Origin of the sequence: Nguyenibacter vanlangensis, assembly GCF_038719015.1 — a bacterium.
GTDB lineage: Bacteria > Pseudomonadota > Alphaproteobacteria > Acetobacterales > Acetobacteraceae > Gluconacetobacter > Gluconacetobacter vanlangensis.
The window spans coordinates 568,796-582,451 of sequence record NZ_CP152276.1 but is presented as its reverse complement, the minus strand read 5'-3'; the positions used below and the strand labels follow the sequence as shown (position 1 = coordinate 582,451).

Below are 13,656 nucleotides of genomic sequence, written 5' to 3'. Positions count from 1 at the left end.
CTCGGGCCTCTGTATGCGCATTTTCCGCCGACTTGAACCACTGCTGCACCTGATTGTTCCAGCAGCGGCGGAGCAGTGCTGAGGATTCCATGGCCAAGACCAACACCATTCAGATCAAGCTCGTCTCGACGGCGGACACCGGCTACTTCTACGTGACGAAGAAGAACGCCCGCGCCCAGACCGGCAAGCTCGAGATGCGCAAATACGATCCCGTCGCGCGGAAGCACGTCGCCTTCCGCGAAGCGAAGATCAAATAATCGGCCGCATCCACGGGTCTCACCCACGGATGCGACAAAAAAGCCGGGCGCCCCACGGGGCCCCGGCTTTTTGCGTTGCGCCTCGCCTGACGGAAACGCCCGATCCTCAATAAAGCCGGTCGTGCGCCCCATAGGGAACGACCAGCTCATTCGAGCGCGACAGGTTCAGCATCGCCCGCGCCCGCTCGTCCAGCGTGTCGCGGTCCAGCGCGTTTTCCTTCAGTCCCCGCACCCGCCGGGCCCAGGCAAGCTGTTCCGACATCGCGTCCTGCTGGGCGGCACGCGCCTCATCCAGCAGCCGGAGCTGCGCCTGATAGCTGTGCATGCCATGATCGCCCTGCATGGCGTTCCAGCCGAAATAACCGGTCAGCCCGATGAACAGGGCAGGGGGAACGACCATGCGGATTGCCCGCCGAATCATCCGGCCGATCTGCATGGTCGATAAGTCCCTCTCCGATTCGTCCCGAAGTATTCCCGATCCGGCGCTGGCGGAAAACAGAATTTCCCGCCGGACGCGCCGGATCGCGGTATTTTTTGCCCTTCAGGCCGTTCAGGCCGTCTTCAGGATCGTCCGGCCCGCATAACGGGCCGCCGTGGCCAGCTCGTTCTCGATGCGGATCAGTTGGTTGTATTTCGCCGTGCGGTCCGACCGCGACAGCGACCCGGTCTTGATCTGCCCGCAATTGGTCGCCACCGCCAGGTCGGCGATCGTCGAATCCTCGGTCTCGCCCGAACGATGGCTCATCACGGCGGTATAGCCCGCGCGCTGCGCCATCTCGACGGCTTCCAGCGTCTCGCTCAGCGTGCCGATCTGGTTCACCTTCACCAGCAGCGAATTGGCGATGCCGGCCTTGATGCCGCGGCGCAGCCGCTCCGGATTGGTCACGAACAGATCGTCACCCACCAGTTGCACCGTCTTGCCCAGCGCGGCGGTCAGCGCGGCCCAGCCTTCCCAATCGTCCTCGGCCAGCCCGTCCTCGATCGACACGATCGGATAGCGCGCGGCCAGGTCGGCCAGATAGGCCACCATGCCGGCCGAATCCAGGGTCTTGCCTTCGCCTTCCATCACATAGCGGCCGTCGCGATAGAACTCGGTCGACGCGCAATCCAGGGCGAACGTCACATCGTCGCCGGGGCGATAGCCCGCCGCCTCGACCGCCTTGGTGATGAAGCCCAGCGCCTCGTCGGCCGATTTCAGACCGGGGGCAAAGCCGCCCTCGTCGCCGACATTGGTGTTGTGCCCGGCCGCCGACAGGTTCTTCTTCAACTGGGCGAAGATCTCCGAGCCCACGCGCACCGCATCGGCGAAGGTCGGCGCGCCCACCGGCTGGATCATGAATTCCTGAATGTCGATCGGGTTGTCGGCATGCTGGCCGCCATTGACGATGTTCATCATCGGCACCGGCAGCGTGCGGGCATAGACCCCGCCGACATAGCGATAGAGCGGGATCTGCAATTCCTCGGCCGACGCCTTGGCCACCGCCAGCGACACGGCCAGGATGGCGTTGGCACCCAGGCGCCCCTTGTTCGGCGTGCCGTCCAGGTCGATCATCGCCTCGTCGATCGCGACCTGGTCCATGGATTCGACGCCCTGCAGCGCCTCCAGGATCTCCTTCTCGACATTCTCGGCGGCCTTCAGCACGCCCTTGCCGCCGAAGCGCGACTTGTCGCCGTCGCGCAGCTCGACCGCCTCATGCGCGCCGGTCGAGGCGCCCGACGGCACCGCGGCCCGTCCCTGCGCGCCGGACGCCAGCTCGACATCGACCTCGACGGTGGGATTGCCGCGGCTGTCCAGGATCTCACGCGCAATGATATCGACGATAGCACTCATGGGTCTGCTTCCTCATTATGTGGATATTGGGCCGTCGCGGCGTCTGTCAGGATGCGCAACGGCGACCGGCTCCCTCCCTCCCGCGTACGGACAGGGACAGGACGCGTCGCTCCGCCGGCCGAAGCCGCTATGGTGGGGTCGTTTCCGGTCACGGGCAGGATCATAGCAGCACGAAACGGAGAAGAACATGAAGCGCCTGCCGCTCCTGGCCATCATTCTGGCGATCGCCAGCCCCGCGCCCGCCCTGCTGTTCGGCGCCGGGGTCATTTTTTTCCCCGCCGGCCAGCCCGCGCCGGGCGCCGGAACGGGGGCCGCATCGGGGCCGATGATGGCGCTCGCCGCCTATTGCGGCCTGCTTCTCGCATTCGGCGGCGCGGTCCATTGGGGGCTTGCCCTCGACCGGCCGGTCCTGCTCGCCGCATCCGGCACCGCGTCCGCCGACACGCGCCGCCTGCTGACCGGCGCCATCCCGCTGCCGGTCGCCTGGCTGGGCATCCAGATACTCTATATGGGCCACGCCGTCGCCGGCCTCATCATCCTGATGGCCGGATTCGGCGGCCTGTTCGCGGCCGAACGCGCGGCCTGGCGCCGGGGCGAACTCCCGTCCGGCTATCTCGCCCTGCGCCTGTGGATCACCGCCGTCACCCTGTCATGCCTGGCGCTCATCGTCCTGACCCGCCTGGCATGACAGCGGCACGGCACCCGCTCAGCCGCCCTTCGCCAGCCGGTCGAAGCGCAGCAGGCGGGTCACCAGATCCTTCATCTCGCCGATCGGGATCATGTTCGGCCCGTCGCTGGGCGCGCGGTCCGGGTCCTCATGGGTCTCGATAAAGACCGCCGCCACCCCGATCGCGACCGCCGCGCGCGCCAGCACCGGGGCAAATTCCCGCTGCCCGCCCGACGCGCCGCCCAGCCCGCCCGGCTGCTGGACGGAATGGGTCGCGTCATACACGACCGGATAGCCGGTCTCGCCCATGATCGGCAGGCCGCGCATGTCGTTGACCAGCGTGTTGTAGCCGAAGCTGGTGCCCCGCTCGCACAGCATGATGCGCTCATTGCCGGTCGAGGCGATCTTCGCCGCGACATTCTTCATGTCCCACGGCGCCAGGAACTGGCCCTTCTTGACGTTGATCGCAGCCCCGGTCTCGCCCGCGGCCAGCAGCAGGTCGGTCTGCCGGCACAGAAAGGCCGGGATCTGCAGCACGTCGACCGCCTCGGCCACCGGCGCGCATTGCTCGGCCGCATGCACGTCGGTCAGCACCGGCATGCCGAACCGCTCGCGCACCCGCGCCAGGATCTCCAGCCCCTTCGCCATGCCGACACCGCGCGCGCTGCCCAGGCTGGTACGGTTCGCCTTGTCGAACGAACTTTTATAGATCACCCCGATCCCGCACTCCCGGGCGATGCCGTCCAGCGCCCCGGCCATCTCCATCGCATGCGATTCGGATTCGATCTGGCAGGGCCCCGCGATCAGCACCAGCGGACGATCATTGCCGACGACCAGTTCGCCGACCGAAACGGATCTTGAATGGCTCATACCAGACGCATCTTCTTCACGGCCGCCCCGACGAAGCCCGAGAAGAGCGGGTGCGGATCGAACGGCTTGGACAGCAATTCAGGATGATACTGCACGGCGACGAACCAGGGATGATCCGGATATTCCACCACTTCCGGCAGGATGTCGTCCGGCGACATGCCCGAGAATTTCAGCCCGGCCTCTTCCAGCACCGCACGGTAATGGACATTGACCTCATAGCGATGGCGATGCCGCTCGCGGATCTCGGTCTTGCCATAGATCCCGGCCACCCGCGACCCCTCGGCCAGCTTGGCGGGATAGGCGCCCAGGCGCATCGTCCCACCCATTTCCCCGCCTTCGCGGCGGCGCAGCAGCTCGTTGCCGCGGGCCCATTCGGTCATCAGCCCCACCAGCGGCTCCGGGGTCGGCCCGAATTCGGTCGACGACGCATCGGGCAGGCCCGCCAGGTTCCGCGCGCATTCGATGACGGCCATCTGCATCCCGAAACAGATGCCCAGGAACGGAATCCGGTGCTCGCGCGCAAACCGCACGGCCTGGATCTTGCCCTCCGCCCCGCGCTCGCCGAATCCGCCGGGCACCAGAATCGCATGCGCGTCGCGCAGCGCCTCGATCGCGGTCTCCGATTTCTCGAAGATCTCGGCCTCCACCCAGTCCAGCTTCACCCGCACCCGATTCGCGATGCCGCCATGCTGCAGCGCCTCGATCAGCGACTTATAGGCATCCAGCAGCGCGGTATATTTCCCGACCACCGCGATGCGCACCTCGCCCTCGGGATGGCGCATCGCCTCCAGCACGTTCTTCCACGCCGTCAGGTCCGGTTCCTGGTCATGGGGCAGGCCGAAATGGCGCAACACCTCGGTGTCCATGCCCTCGGCATGGTACGAAATCGGGCAGGCATAGATCGTGTCGACATCCAGCGCCGCGATCACGGCCTCTGGCCGCACATTGCAGAAATTGGCGATCTTGCGCCGCTCGGTATCGGGAATCGGCCGGTCCGACCGGCACAGCAGCATCTGCGGCTGGATGCCGACATTCTGCAGTTCCTTGACGGAATGCTGCGTCGGCTTCGTCTTCAGCTCGCCCGCCGAGGGAATCCACGGCAGCAGGGTCAGGTGCACGAACATCGTCGTGCCGGCGCCCAGATCGTTGCGCAACTGCCGGATCGCCTCCAGGAACGGCAGGCTCTCGATATCGCCCACCGTGCCGCCGATCTCGACCAGCACGAAATCCAGCGCATCGGTCCCGGCGACCACCGCTTCCTTGATGGCGTCGGTAATGTGGGGAATGACCTGGACGGTCGCTCCCAGGTAATCGCCGCGCCGCTCGCGCGCGATCACGTCGGAATAGATCTGGCCCGTCGTGGCATTGTCGGCCCGGGTCGCATGCACGCCCGTAAAGCGCTCGTAATGGCCCAGGTCCAGGTCCGTCTCCGCGCCATCGTCGGTCACGAAGACTTCGCCATGCTGATACGGGCTCATGGTGCCCGGATCGACGTTCAGATAAGGATCGAGCTTGCGCAGCCGAACCCGGTATCCGCGCGCCTGCAGCAGCGCCGCCAGGGCTGCCGAGGCAATGCCTTTACCGAGAGAGGAAACCACGCCGCCAGTGATGAATACAAACCGCGTCATGGAGCGCCTTCCTACACCGTTTCCCGTCATGGTGGAAAGCCTATATCCGGCCCCATCGCCACCCGCCCGAGAAGAATAGAAGAATATAAACAAAATGGCCGCCCCCGCCGACCGGCGGGAGCGGCCATTCCGATCCGTTCGCCCCGTTCAGCGCGTCGGCGCGGGCGCCGGAGCAGGGGTGGAAGCCGGAGCAGGGGCAGGGGCCGGAACGCCGGCCGGCGCGGGCGGCTGGGCCAGGATGTCATGGCCACCGCCGGTCGAGGCCCCGCGATTCATCACCGCCAGGGTCAGCGACAGAAGCATGAAGATCCCGGCCAGGATCGCGGTCGTGCGCGTCAGCAGGTTCGCCGTCCCCCGCCCGGACATGAACGCCCCCATGCCCTGGCTGCCGCCGATTCCCAGGCCGCCCCCCTCGCTACGCTGGATCAGGACTGTCCCGATCAGCGCCAGGGTCACGAACAGATGCAGAAAAAGAAGGACGGTGATCATACTAGCTTCCAGATAACACGCAGCAGACCGACCGTTTACAGATCCACGGCGGCCCGGACAATCGGCAGGAACGTCTCGGCCTGCAGACTCGCAGTACCGACCAGCGCGCCGCCGACCTCCGCGATGGGCAGGATGCTCGCGGCGTCGCGCGCATTCACCGACCCACCATAGAGGATCCGCATGGTTTTTCCAGCCGCGCCGAACTGCCGGACCAGTTCCGCGCGGATAAAGCCCATCATGTCCGCGATGTCCTGTCGCGACGCCGGCACGCCCGACCCGATGGCCCATACCGGTTCATAGGCCACGATCCCCGAAAACCCGTCGGGCAGCGACCCCTTGATCTGCCAGCCGATCGCGTCGCGATCCTCGCCCGCCGCCTTCTGGTCGCCGTTCTCGCCCACGCAGACGATCGGCGTCAGCCCCGCCGCCATCGCCGCCTGGGCCTTCTCGCGCACCGTCTCGTCCAGCTCCCCATGGTCGCGCCGCCGCTCGGAATGCCCCAGGATGACATATTCGACACCCAGTTCGGCCAGCATGGGCGCCGACACGTCGCCGGTATGCGCGCCCATCGGCGCCTGATGGCAATCCTGCGCCCCCAGCGCGATCCCGCTTCCCTTCAGGATCGGCGCCAGCAGGGCCAGTTGGGTAAAAGGCGGACAGACGACGACCTGCGGCGGCGAGGGAATGGCGCCCAGCCCGTCGGCGATCGCCCCGACCAGATCGCGCGACGCGGCACTCAGCCCATGCATCTTCCAGTTGCCGACGACCATCTGCCTCATAATGTTCCCATCCTGTGCCAACGCCGCCCTTCCACCCGGCCGCCGGCGGTCTCGTCTTTTCAGGGGGAAGGCCGACCAGGTTCTGATACCCTACACCATGCGGCCGCGCATGGTGCAATGCCGCAAAGCCCCTGCTGGCGCGGCCGTGAACAGGGTTCTGGTCAAGCGGCAACGGTATCCCTATGGTGCCCCGCCGAAAAGGTGGCCGCGCGCGGCCGCACGCCTCAAGCCGCTCTCGTCCGGACCCTGGATTTCATGATTTCCTTCCTCCGCCGTGTTCTCGTCGATTCCTGGCTGGGCCGCATCATTGCCGGCCTGCTCTTCCTCGCCTTCGTCGGATGGGGAGTCGGCGACGTGCTGACGAACATGGGCAGCGAACGCGCCGACGTCGTCGCCCGCATCGGCGACCAGACGATCACCACGGACGCCCTGCTCTCCGCCACGCAGAACGAACTGCAGCAGACGGCCCGACAGTTCGGCGTCACCGATCCGTCGCAACTCCCGCCCGCGACCCGCCGGCAGGTGGCGCAGCAGGCCCTGCAGCGCCTGCTCATGCAATCCGAGATGGTGCGCGCGGCCGACCGGCTCAAGCTGATCGTGCCCGACGCGGCGGTCCGCGACGAAATCTTCGGCATGCAGGTCTTCAAGGGCACGGACGGCCGCTTCGACCGCAGCCTCTTCGACGCCCGCCTGCGCCAGATCGGCATGACCGAATCCCGCCTGCTGGACCTGGTGCGCCAGGACATCGCCGTGCGCGGCCTGGCCGAGCCGCTCCAGGGCGGCGCCACCGCCCCCGACATCCTGGTCCGCCGCGCCTTCGCTTTCGACGCACAGGCCCGCACCATCGACCTGGTGCGCGTGCTCGACGGCGACCAGCCGGCGCCAACCCCCGACGCGGCTCAGTTGCACCGTTATTATGACAACCACCCGTGGCTCTTCCGCGCGCCGGAATACCGCCACGCCCGGATCGTCATCCTGTCCCCCGACACGGTCGCCCGCTCGATCGAGATCCCCGACACCGAGCTGCGCAAGCTCTATGATTCGGAACAGGCGAAATACCACGTGCCCGAAACCCGCGACGTGCAGATCGTCACCGCCCCCAGCCAGGCCCGCGCCCAGGCCATCGCGGCGCAGTGGCAGTCCGGCGCCGACTGGGCGACACTCCAGGCCGGCGCCAAGGACAGCGCCACGGTGGAAATGAACAGCGTGCGCGAAAGCGCGATCCCGTCCCCGGCCCTGGCCAGACTGGTCTTCGCGGCCCCCGCGAACGCGCTGCAGGGTCCCAGCCAGACCGACACCGGCTGGGTCATCTTCAAGGTGACGCAGGTAACGCCGCCCCACGACACCGATTTCGCCGCCGCCCGGACCGAACTGCGCGACCAGATCGCCCATGCCCAGGCCGGCGCGCTCGTCGGTCCCCGCGTCCAGAAATTGCAGGACGCGATCGCCGGCGGCGGCCTGGACCATATCCCCGACAATCTCGGCGCCGTCGCCATCGCCGGCACGCTGGACGCCCAGGGCCGCACGCCCGACGGCACGCCGGCCCCGATCCCCGCCTCCGACGCCCTGCGCCAGGCGATCGCGGCGCGAATCTTCAGCCAGGCGAAAGGCGCCAACCCGACACTGGTGCAAGGCCCGGACAATGGCTGGTACGCCGTCGCGGTCGACACGGTCACCCCCGGCCGGCTCCAGCCCTTCGACACCGTCGGCGACAGCGTCCGCGCGGCCTGGCTGGACGCGGCCCGCCGCCACGCCGCCGACCTCCAGGCCACCTCGCTCTACCTGACGGCCAAGGGTCGCGGCGGCGTGGCGGCGGCCGCGGCGCCGGGGCAGCAGGTCGAGCACCCCGCGCCGCTGACCCGCACCCGGCCGGTCGAGAATGTGCCGCCCGAACTGGCCCAGCTCGTCTTCCGCCTCCCCAGGACGGGACAGACGGTGATGCTCGACCAACCGGACGGATTCTATGTCGCGACCCTCACGGCCATCACCCAGCCCGACCCGGCGGCCCAGCCGATGGAGATGCAGCGCATCCGCACGGGCCTCAGCCAGTCGATGCAGGACGATATCGGCATCGCCTACGCCATGGCGCTGCAGAAATCCGCCAAACCCAAGATCAATGCCAGCGCGCTGAATACGGTCCTGTCCTCCGTGGCCGGTCCGAGCGGCGCCGGAGAGTCCAGCCCGTGACGACCGCGCCCGCTCTTTCGCCCGCCTCCGGCGGCGACGAGATCCTGTCCGCACTCGGCCAGGGACGCGCCGCGATCCTGTGGAGCGTCGAGGCCGCGGACCTGCTCACCCCGGTCTCCGCCTATATGCGCCTCGCCCGCCTGGCCGGCGCGACCGAAACCGACGCCCCGCGCAATGCCTTCCTGTTCGAAAGCGTCGAGGGCGGCGTCGCCCGCGGCCGCTACTCGGTCATCGGCCTGCTGCCCGACCTGATCTGGCGCTGCCATGGCGGCCACGCCGCGATCAACGCGACCGCCGACACGGACCCGGCCGCCTTCACCCCGGCGGCGGCCGCACCGCTCGATTCGCTGCGCGCCGTCATCCGCGATTCCCGCATGGCGCTTCCGGCCGGCCTGCCGCCGATGATCGGCGGCCTGTTCGGCTATCTGGGCTACGACATGGTCCGGCAGATGGAACATCTGCCCCACATGCCGCCCGACGACCTCCATCTGCCCGAAGGCGTGATGATCCGCCCCCGCCTGTTCGCGGTCTTCGACACGGTGCGCGACGAACTGACCCTGGCGGCGCCGATCCGCCCCCGCGCCGGGCATGCGCCCGAACAGGCGCTGCAGGCCGCGCAGGACCTGCTGGCCACCGCGCGACAGAGCCTGTCCGAACCGCTGGCCCTGCACGAGATCGCGCCACGCTATACCGGCCCGCTCGACCCGCCGCATTCGACCTTCACCAGGGACGCGTTCTGCGACGCCGTCCGGCGCATCCAGGACTACATCGCCGCCGGCGACGCCTTCCAGGTCGTGCCCAGCCAGCGTTTCTCCACGTCCTTCACCCTGCCGCCGCTCGCGCTCTACCGCGCGCTGCGCCGCATCAACCCCGCGCCGTTCCTGTTCAACCTGGCGTTCGACGGGTTCAGCCTGGTCGGCTCCTCGCCGGAAATCCTGGTGCGCCTGCGCGACGGCCGCATGACCGTCCGCCCGCTGGCCGGCACCCGCCCCCGCGGCGCCACGCCCGAGGAAGACCAGGCCCTCGAACGCGACCTGCTCGCCGATCCCAAGGAACTGGCCGAACACCTGATGCTGATCGATCTCGGCCGCAACGATGTCGGCCGCGTCTGCGAGATCGGTTCGGTCAAGGTGACCGAGAAATTCGTCATCGAGCGTTTCAGCCACGTCATGCACATCTCCTCGAACGTCGAGGGCACGCTCCGCCCGGGGCTCGAGGCCATCGACGCGCTGATCGCCGGCTTCCCGGCCGGCACGCTGACCGGCGCGCCGAAGATCCGCGCGATGGAGATCATCGACGAGGTCGAACCGACCCGCCGCGCCACCTATGCCGGCTGCATCGGCTATTTCGGCGCGAACGGCGAGATGGATACCTGCATCGGGCTGCGCATGGCCGTGGTCAAGGACGGCCAGATGCACGTGCAGGCCGGCTGCGGCGTCGTCGCCGACAGCGTACCCGAAGCCGAATATGAGGAAACCCGCCACAAGGCCCGCGCCCTGTTCCGCGCCGCCGAGGAAGCAGTTCAGTTCGCCCTGGGTCGCAATGGAACCGCGGCGGGGCATGGCGGGGCAGGATGACGCAGCACCCGCAACCCGTCACAAAATTGCGCAACCGGCCCGGATGAGCGCAACAAACTCCCGCTTTTTGCACGTCAAAGATTATTTCGGTTAAATTCGGATCTGCCGTTTGACCGGGCCGAAACACGAGTTCATCATATTGCCATGATCCTGCTGATCGACAATTACGACAGCTTCACCTTCAATCTCGTCCATTATCTGGGCGACCTGGGGGAGGTCTGCGACGTCCGCCGCAACGACGCTCTGACGTCCGAGGACGCGCTGGCCCTGCGGCCCGAGGCGATCGTCCTGTCGCCCGGCCCCTGTTCGCCCAACGAGGCCGGGATCTGCTGCGACCTGATCCGCAAGGCCGCCGGCCGGGTTCCCGTCTTCGGGGTCTGCCTGGGCCACCAGGCGATCGGCCAGGTCTTCGGCGGCACCGTCGTCCGCGCCCCTGTCCCGATGCACGGCAAGGTCAGCGCCGTCCATCACGACGGCAGCGGGGTGTTCGCGGGACTGCCCGACCCGTTCATGGCCACCCGCTATCACAGCCTCACGATCGACCCCTCCAGCCTGCCGGACGAACTCGCCCCGGTCGCGCACACGCAGGACGGGGTGATCATGGGGCTCCGCCACCGCACGCTGCCCATCTTCGGCGTCCAGTTCCATCCCGAAAGCATCGCGTCCGAACACGGCCACGACATCCTGGCCAATTTCATGGCCATCGTCCGCGGGCGCAACGCGCCCCGCAAGGCCGCCTGACCCGCCCATGGACGGCATTCCGCCCCTTTCGGCAGACTCTCCCCCTCCGGCGGCAGCTTCCCCGGCCACCCATTCTCCGGCTCCCGACCCCGCCGGCGCCTTCCGCGCCATCCTGGACCGGCTGGCCCGCGGCGACATCCTGACCGAGGCCGAGGCCGAGACGGTCTTCGGCCTCATCATGGACGGCGCGATCCCCGACACGCTGATCGCCGCCTTCCTGATGGCGCTGCGCGTCCGTGGCGAGCGGCCCGCCGAATTGCTGGGCGCGGTCCGCGCCATGCGGGCGCGCATGCGCCGGGTCGGCCCGGTACCCGCCGGCACGATCGACGTCTGCGGCACGGGCGGCGACGGGCTGGGCACATTGAATATCTCGACCGCCGTGGCCTTCGTCCTGGCCGCGCTCGGCGTGCCGGTGGCCAAGCACGGCAACCGCGCGCTCTCCTCGCGCTCCGGCGCCACCGACGTGCTGGGTGAACTGGGCGTGCCGCTGTCCGACGATCCCGCGCTGATCGCCGCGCGGATCACGCACGACCATCTGGCCTTCCTGGCGGCGCCGGCCCATCACCCTGCCATGCGCCATGCCGCGCCGGTGCGCGCCGCGCTGGGCATCCGCACCCTGTTCAACCTGGTCGGGCCGCTCAGCAACCCGGCCGGGGTCAGGCGCCAGCTCATCGGGGTGTACGACCCGTCCTGGCTTCGCCCGGTCGTCGAGACACTCCGCGACCTCGGCTCGGAACGCGTCTGGGCGGTCCACGGGAACTGCGGCGAAAACCGCGGCGCGCAGCCGGGCAGGGGCGTGGACGAACTCACCCTGGCCGGCCCGACCGACATCGTGGCGCTGCAGGACGGCCGGATCCATGAACTGACCCTCCAGCCCGAGGATGCCGGCCTGCGCGCGGCGCCGATCGCGGCGATCGCCGGCGGCGACCCGGCCGAGAACGCCCGCGCCCTGGCGGCCCTGCTGGGCGGAGCGCACGGCGCCTATCGCGACACGGTGCTGCTGAACGCCGCCATATCGTTGCACGTTGCGGGCCGGGGTGAAGTGCTTCACGATGGGGCGATCAGAACGGACGCCCTGCGTGCCCTGGTTGCCGACGCCGCCCGCGTCCTCGATGACGGATCGGCACTGGCCGCATTGAATTCCGCACGCGCCCCCCGGCCGGGCAGCGCGGAGGAGAGTATACAGAGCGTATGATGACCGACATGCCGACGAATCAGGTTCATGCCGATTGCGGTACCGTCCCCGACCCGGATGTCCTTCCGGACGTCCTGGCCCGAATTTGCGCCCGGACGCGCGTGGATGTCGCCCAGCGCGCCACCATCACGCCGCTGAAGGACATCGTCGCCCGCGCGCGTGAGGTCGATACCCCCACCCGCGGGTTCGGCCAGGCGCTCAAGCAGCGCACCGCCGATCGCCAGATCGGCCTGATCGCGGAAATCAAGAAGGCCTCGCCCTCCGCCGGCATCCTCCGCCCCGAATACGACCCCGCCGGCATCGCCGCCGACTACGAGAAAGCCGGCGCCGCCTGCCTCTCCGTCCTGACCGAGGGGTCATGCTTCCATGGCTGTGCGGAGGACCTCCAGCGGGTGCGCGAGGCCAGCCGCCTGCCGATCCTGCGCAAGGATTTCATCCTCGACCCGTGGCAGGTCCATGAAAGCCGCATCATCGGCGCCGACTGCATCCTGCTGATCATGGCCGCCCTGACCGATACCGAGGCATCGGAACTGCTCGATATCGCCCGCGGCCTGGACATGGACGTTCTGGTCGAGGTGCATGACGAAGCCGAACTGAACCGGGCCCTGGCCCTGGACACGTCGCTGATCGGCATAAATAACCGCAATCTCAAGACATTGAAGACTGATCTTGAGACAACGATCCAACTCACCCCCCTGGTGCCGCCCGACCGGATCGTCGTCTCCGAAAGCGGAATCCGCACGCATGAGGACGTCGTCCGGCTCAGCGAGATCGGCGCCAGCGGATTCCTGGTCGGCGAGAGCCTGCTGCGCCAGCCCTCTCCCGGCGACGCGGCCCGCGCGCTGCTCGGTCCCGCCTGAACATGGCGGCAGCGGCCGAACTCTCCCATCTCGACGCCGGCGGCCACGCCGTGATGGTGGACGTGTCCGCCAAGCCGGCGACCGTGCGCCAGGCCACAGCCCGCGGCCGCGTGACGATGCGGCCCGAAACCCTGGCCCTCATCCTTTCCGGCGGCGTGCCCAAGGGCGACGTGCTCGCCGTCTCGCGGATCGCCGGCATCATGGCGGCCAAGAAGACCGCCGACCTGGTCCCGCTCTGCCATCCGCTGCCCCTGACGTCGGTCCGGGTCGAACTGGCGGCCGCCGCCGACGGGGCAGGGGTCGAGATCGCGGCCCATGTCGGCACCACCGGACAGACCGGCGTCGAAATGGAGGCTCTGACCGCGGTCAGCGTGGCGGCGCTGACCCTCTACGACATGTGCAAGGCCGTCGACCGCGACATGACGATCGAGGCGATATGCCTGGTGCGCAAGACGGGCGGGCGTTCCGGCCCCTATGAAAGAGCGGGGGCGGGCGCATTATCGAAACAGACGGAATGACGCGCGACCCGCCGGACGGCACGCCGGCGGCCGCTCACCGGCCTCGGGGCCCCGCCC

Annotated in this window: 14 protein-coding genes; 8 read left to right on the top strand and 6 right to left on the bottom strand. The window is 68.4% G+C overall.

Going from position 1 to position 13,656, the window contains the following annotated elements; genetic code table 11:
• The first annotated feature begins 89 nt into the window (after positions 1-89).
• Positions 90-257, top strand: a complete 168-nt coding sequence (rpmG, locus tag AAC691_RS02735) for a 50S ribosomal protein L33 (protein ID WP_176640578.1) — start codon at positions 90-92, stop codon at positions 255-257.
• Positions 258-363: 106 nt separating this feature from the next.
• On the opposite strand, the gene AAC691_RS02730 is transcribed toward rpmG, so the two are convergent.
• Both AAC691_RS02730 and eno read right to left on the bottom strand, forming a co-directional pair.
• Complete coding sequence (locus AAC691_RS02730; RefSeq protein WP_176640579.1) at positions 364-693, bottom strand: septum formation initiator family protein; 330 nt, start codon at positions 691-693, stop codon at positions 364-366.
• 114 nt (positions 694-807) lie between these two features.
• The gene (eno, locus tag AAC691_RS02725) at positions 808-2,088 is read right to left on the bottom strand and encodes a phosphopyruvate hydratase (protein ID WP_342628860.1); all 1,281 of its coding nucleotides are present in this window, start codon (positions 2,086-2,088) and stop codon (positions 808-810) included.
• Positions 2,089-2,275: 187 nt separating this feature from the next.
• Here eno and AAC691_RS02720 point away from each other — a divergent pair, with 187 nt between their 5' ends.
• Complete coding sequence (locus AAC691_RS02720; RefSeq protein ID WP_342628859.1) at positions 2,276-2,776, top strand: DUF3429 domain-containing protein; 501 nt, start codon at positions 2,276-2,278, stop codon at positions 2,774-2,776.
• An 18-nt stretch (positions 2,777-2,794) separates the two neighbouring features.
• On the opposite strand, the gene kdsA is transcribed toward AAC691_RS02720, so the two are convergent.
• From kdsA to tpiA, 4 genes are all read right to left on the bottom strand, one after another.
• Entirely contained in the window at positions 2,795-3,625 is an 831-nt protein-coding gene (gene kdsA / locus AAC691_RS02715; RefSeq protein ID WP_176640275.1) for a 3-deoxy-8-phosphooctulonate synthase, read from the bottom strand.
• Positions 3,622-5,253 (bottom strand): CTP synthase, encoded by a 1,632-nt coding sequence (locus AAC691_RS02710; protein WP_176640276.1) that lies wholly within the window; start codon positions 5,251-5,253, stop codon positions 3,622-3,624. Before AAC691_RS02710 ends, kdsA begins: the two co-directional genes overlap by 4 nt.
• A gap of 147 nt (positions 5,254-5,400) precedes the next feature.
• Positions 5,401-5,742, bottom strand: a complete 342-nt coding sequence (gene secG / locus AAC691_RS02705) for a preprotein translocase subunit SecG (RefSeq protein ID WP_342628858.1) — start codon at positions 5,740-5,742, stop codon at positions 5,401-5,403.
• Between the two features lie 35 nt (positions 5,743-5,777).
• Positions 5,778-6,521 carry a triose-phosphate isomerase gene (gene tpiA / locus AAC691_RS02700; RefSeq protein ID WP_176640278.1) on the bottom strand — a complete coding sequence of 248 codons (744 nt, stop codon included), beginning with the start codon at positions 6,519-6,521 and terminating at the stop codon, positions 5,778-5,780.
• Between the two features lie 255 nt (positions 6,522-6,776).
• Here tpiA and AAC691_RS02695 point away from each other — a divergent pair, with 255 nt between their 5' ends.
• The 6 genes from AAC691_RS02695 (at position 6,777) to moaC (ending at position 13,599) form a co-directional block, all read left to right on the top strand.
• The gene (locus tag AAC691_RS02695; RefSeq protein WP_342628857.1) at positions 6,777-8,708 is read left to right on the top strand and encodes a peptidyl-prolyl cis-trans isomerase; all 1,932 of its coding nucleotides are present in this window, start codon (positions 6,777-6,779) and stop codon (positions 8,706-8,708) included.
• Positions 8,705-10,285 (top strand): anthranilate synthase component I, encoded by a 1,581-nt coding sequence (trpE, locus tag AAC691_RS02690; protein WP_342628856.1) that lies wholly within the window; start codon positions 8,705-8,707, stop codon positions 10,283-10,285. The genes AAC691_RS02695 and trpE overlap by 4 nt, the downstream gene beginning before the upstream one ends.
• A 144-nt stretch (positions 10,286-10,429) precedes the next feature.
• The gene (locus AAC691_RS02685) at positions 10,430-11,026 is read left to right on the top strand and encodes an aminodeoxychorismate/anthranilate synthase component II (protein ID WP_342628855.1); all 597 of its coding nucleotides are present in this window, start codon (positions 10,430-10,432) and stop codon (positions 11,024-11,026) included.
• A 7-nt stretch (positions 11,027-11,033) separates the two neighbouring features.
• Positions 11,034-12,221 carry an anthranilate phosphoribosyltransferase gene (trpD, locus tag AAC691_RS02680; RefSeq protein ID WP_342628854.1) on the top strand — a complete coding sequence of 396 codons (1,188 nt, stop codon included), beginning with the start codon at positions 11,034-11,036 and terminating at the stop codon, positions 12,219-12,221.
• 8 nt (positions 12,222-12,229) lie between these two features.
• Entirely contained in the window at positions 12,230-13,081 is an 852-nt protein-coding gene (trpC, locus tag AAC691_RS02675; protein WP_176641483.1) for an indole-3-glycerol phosphate synthase TrpC, read from the top strand.
• Between the two features lie 2 nt (positions 13,082-13,083).
• Positions 13,084-13,599 (top strand): cyclic pyranopterin monophosphate synthase MoaC, encoded by a 516-nt coding sequence (gene moaC / locus AAC691_RS02670; protein WP_342628853.1) that lies wholly within the window; start codon positions 13,084-13,086, stop codon positions 13,597-13,599.
• Positions 13,600-13,656 lie beyond the last annotated feature (57 nt).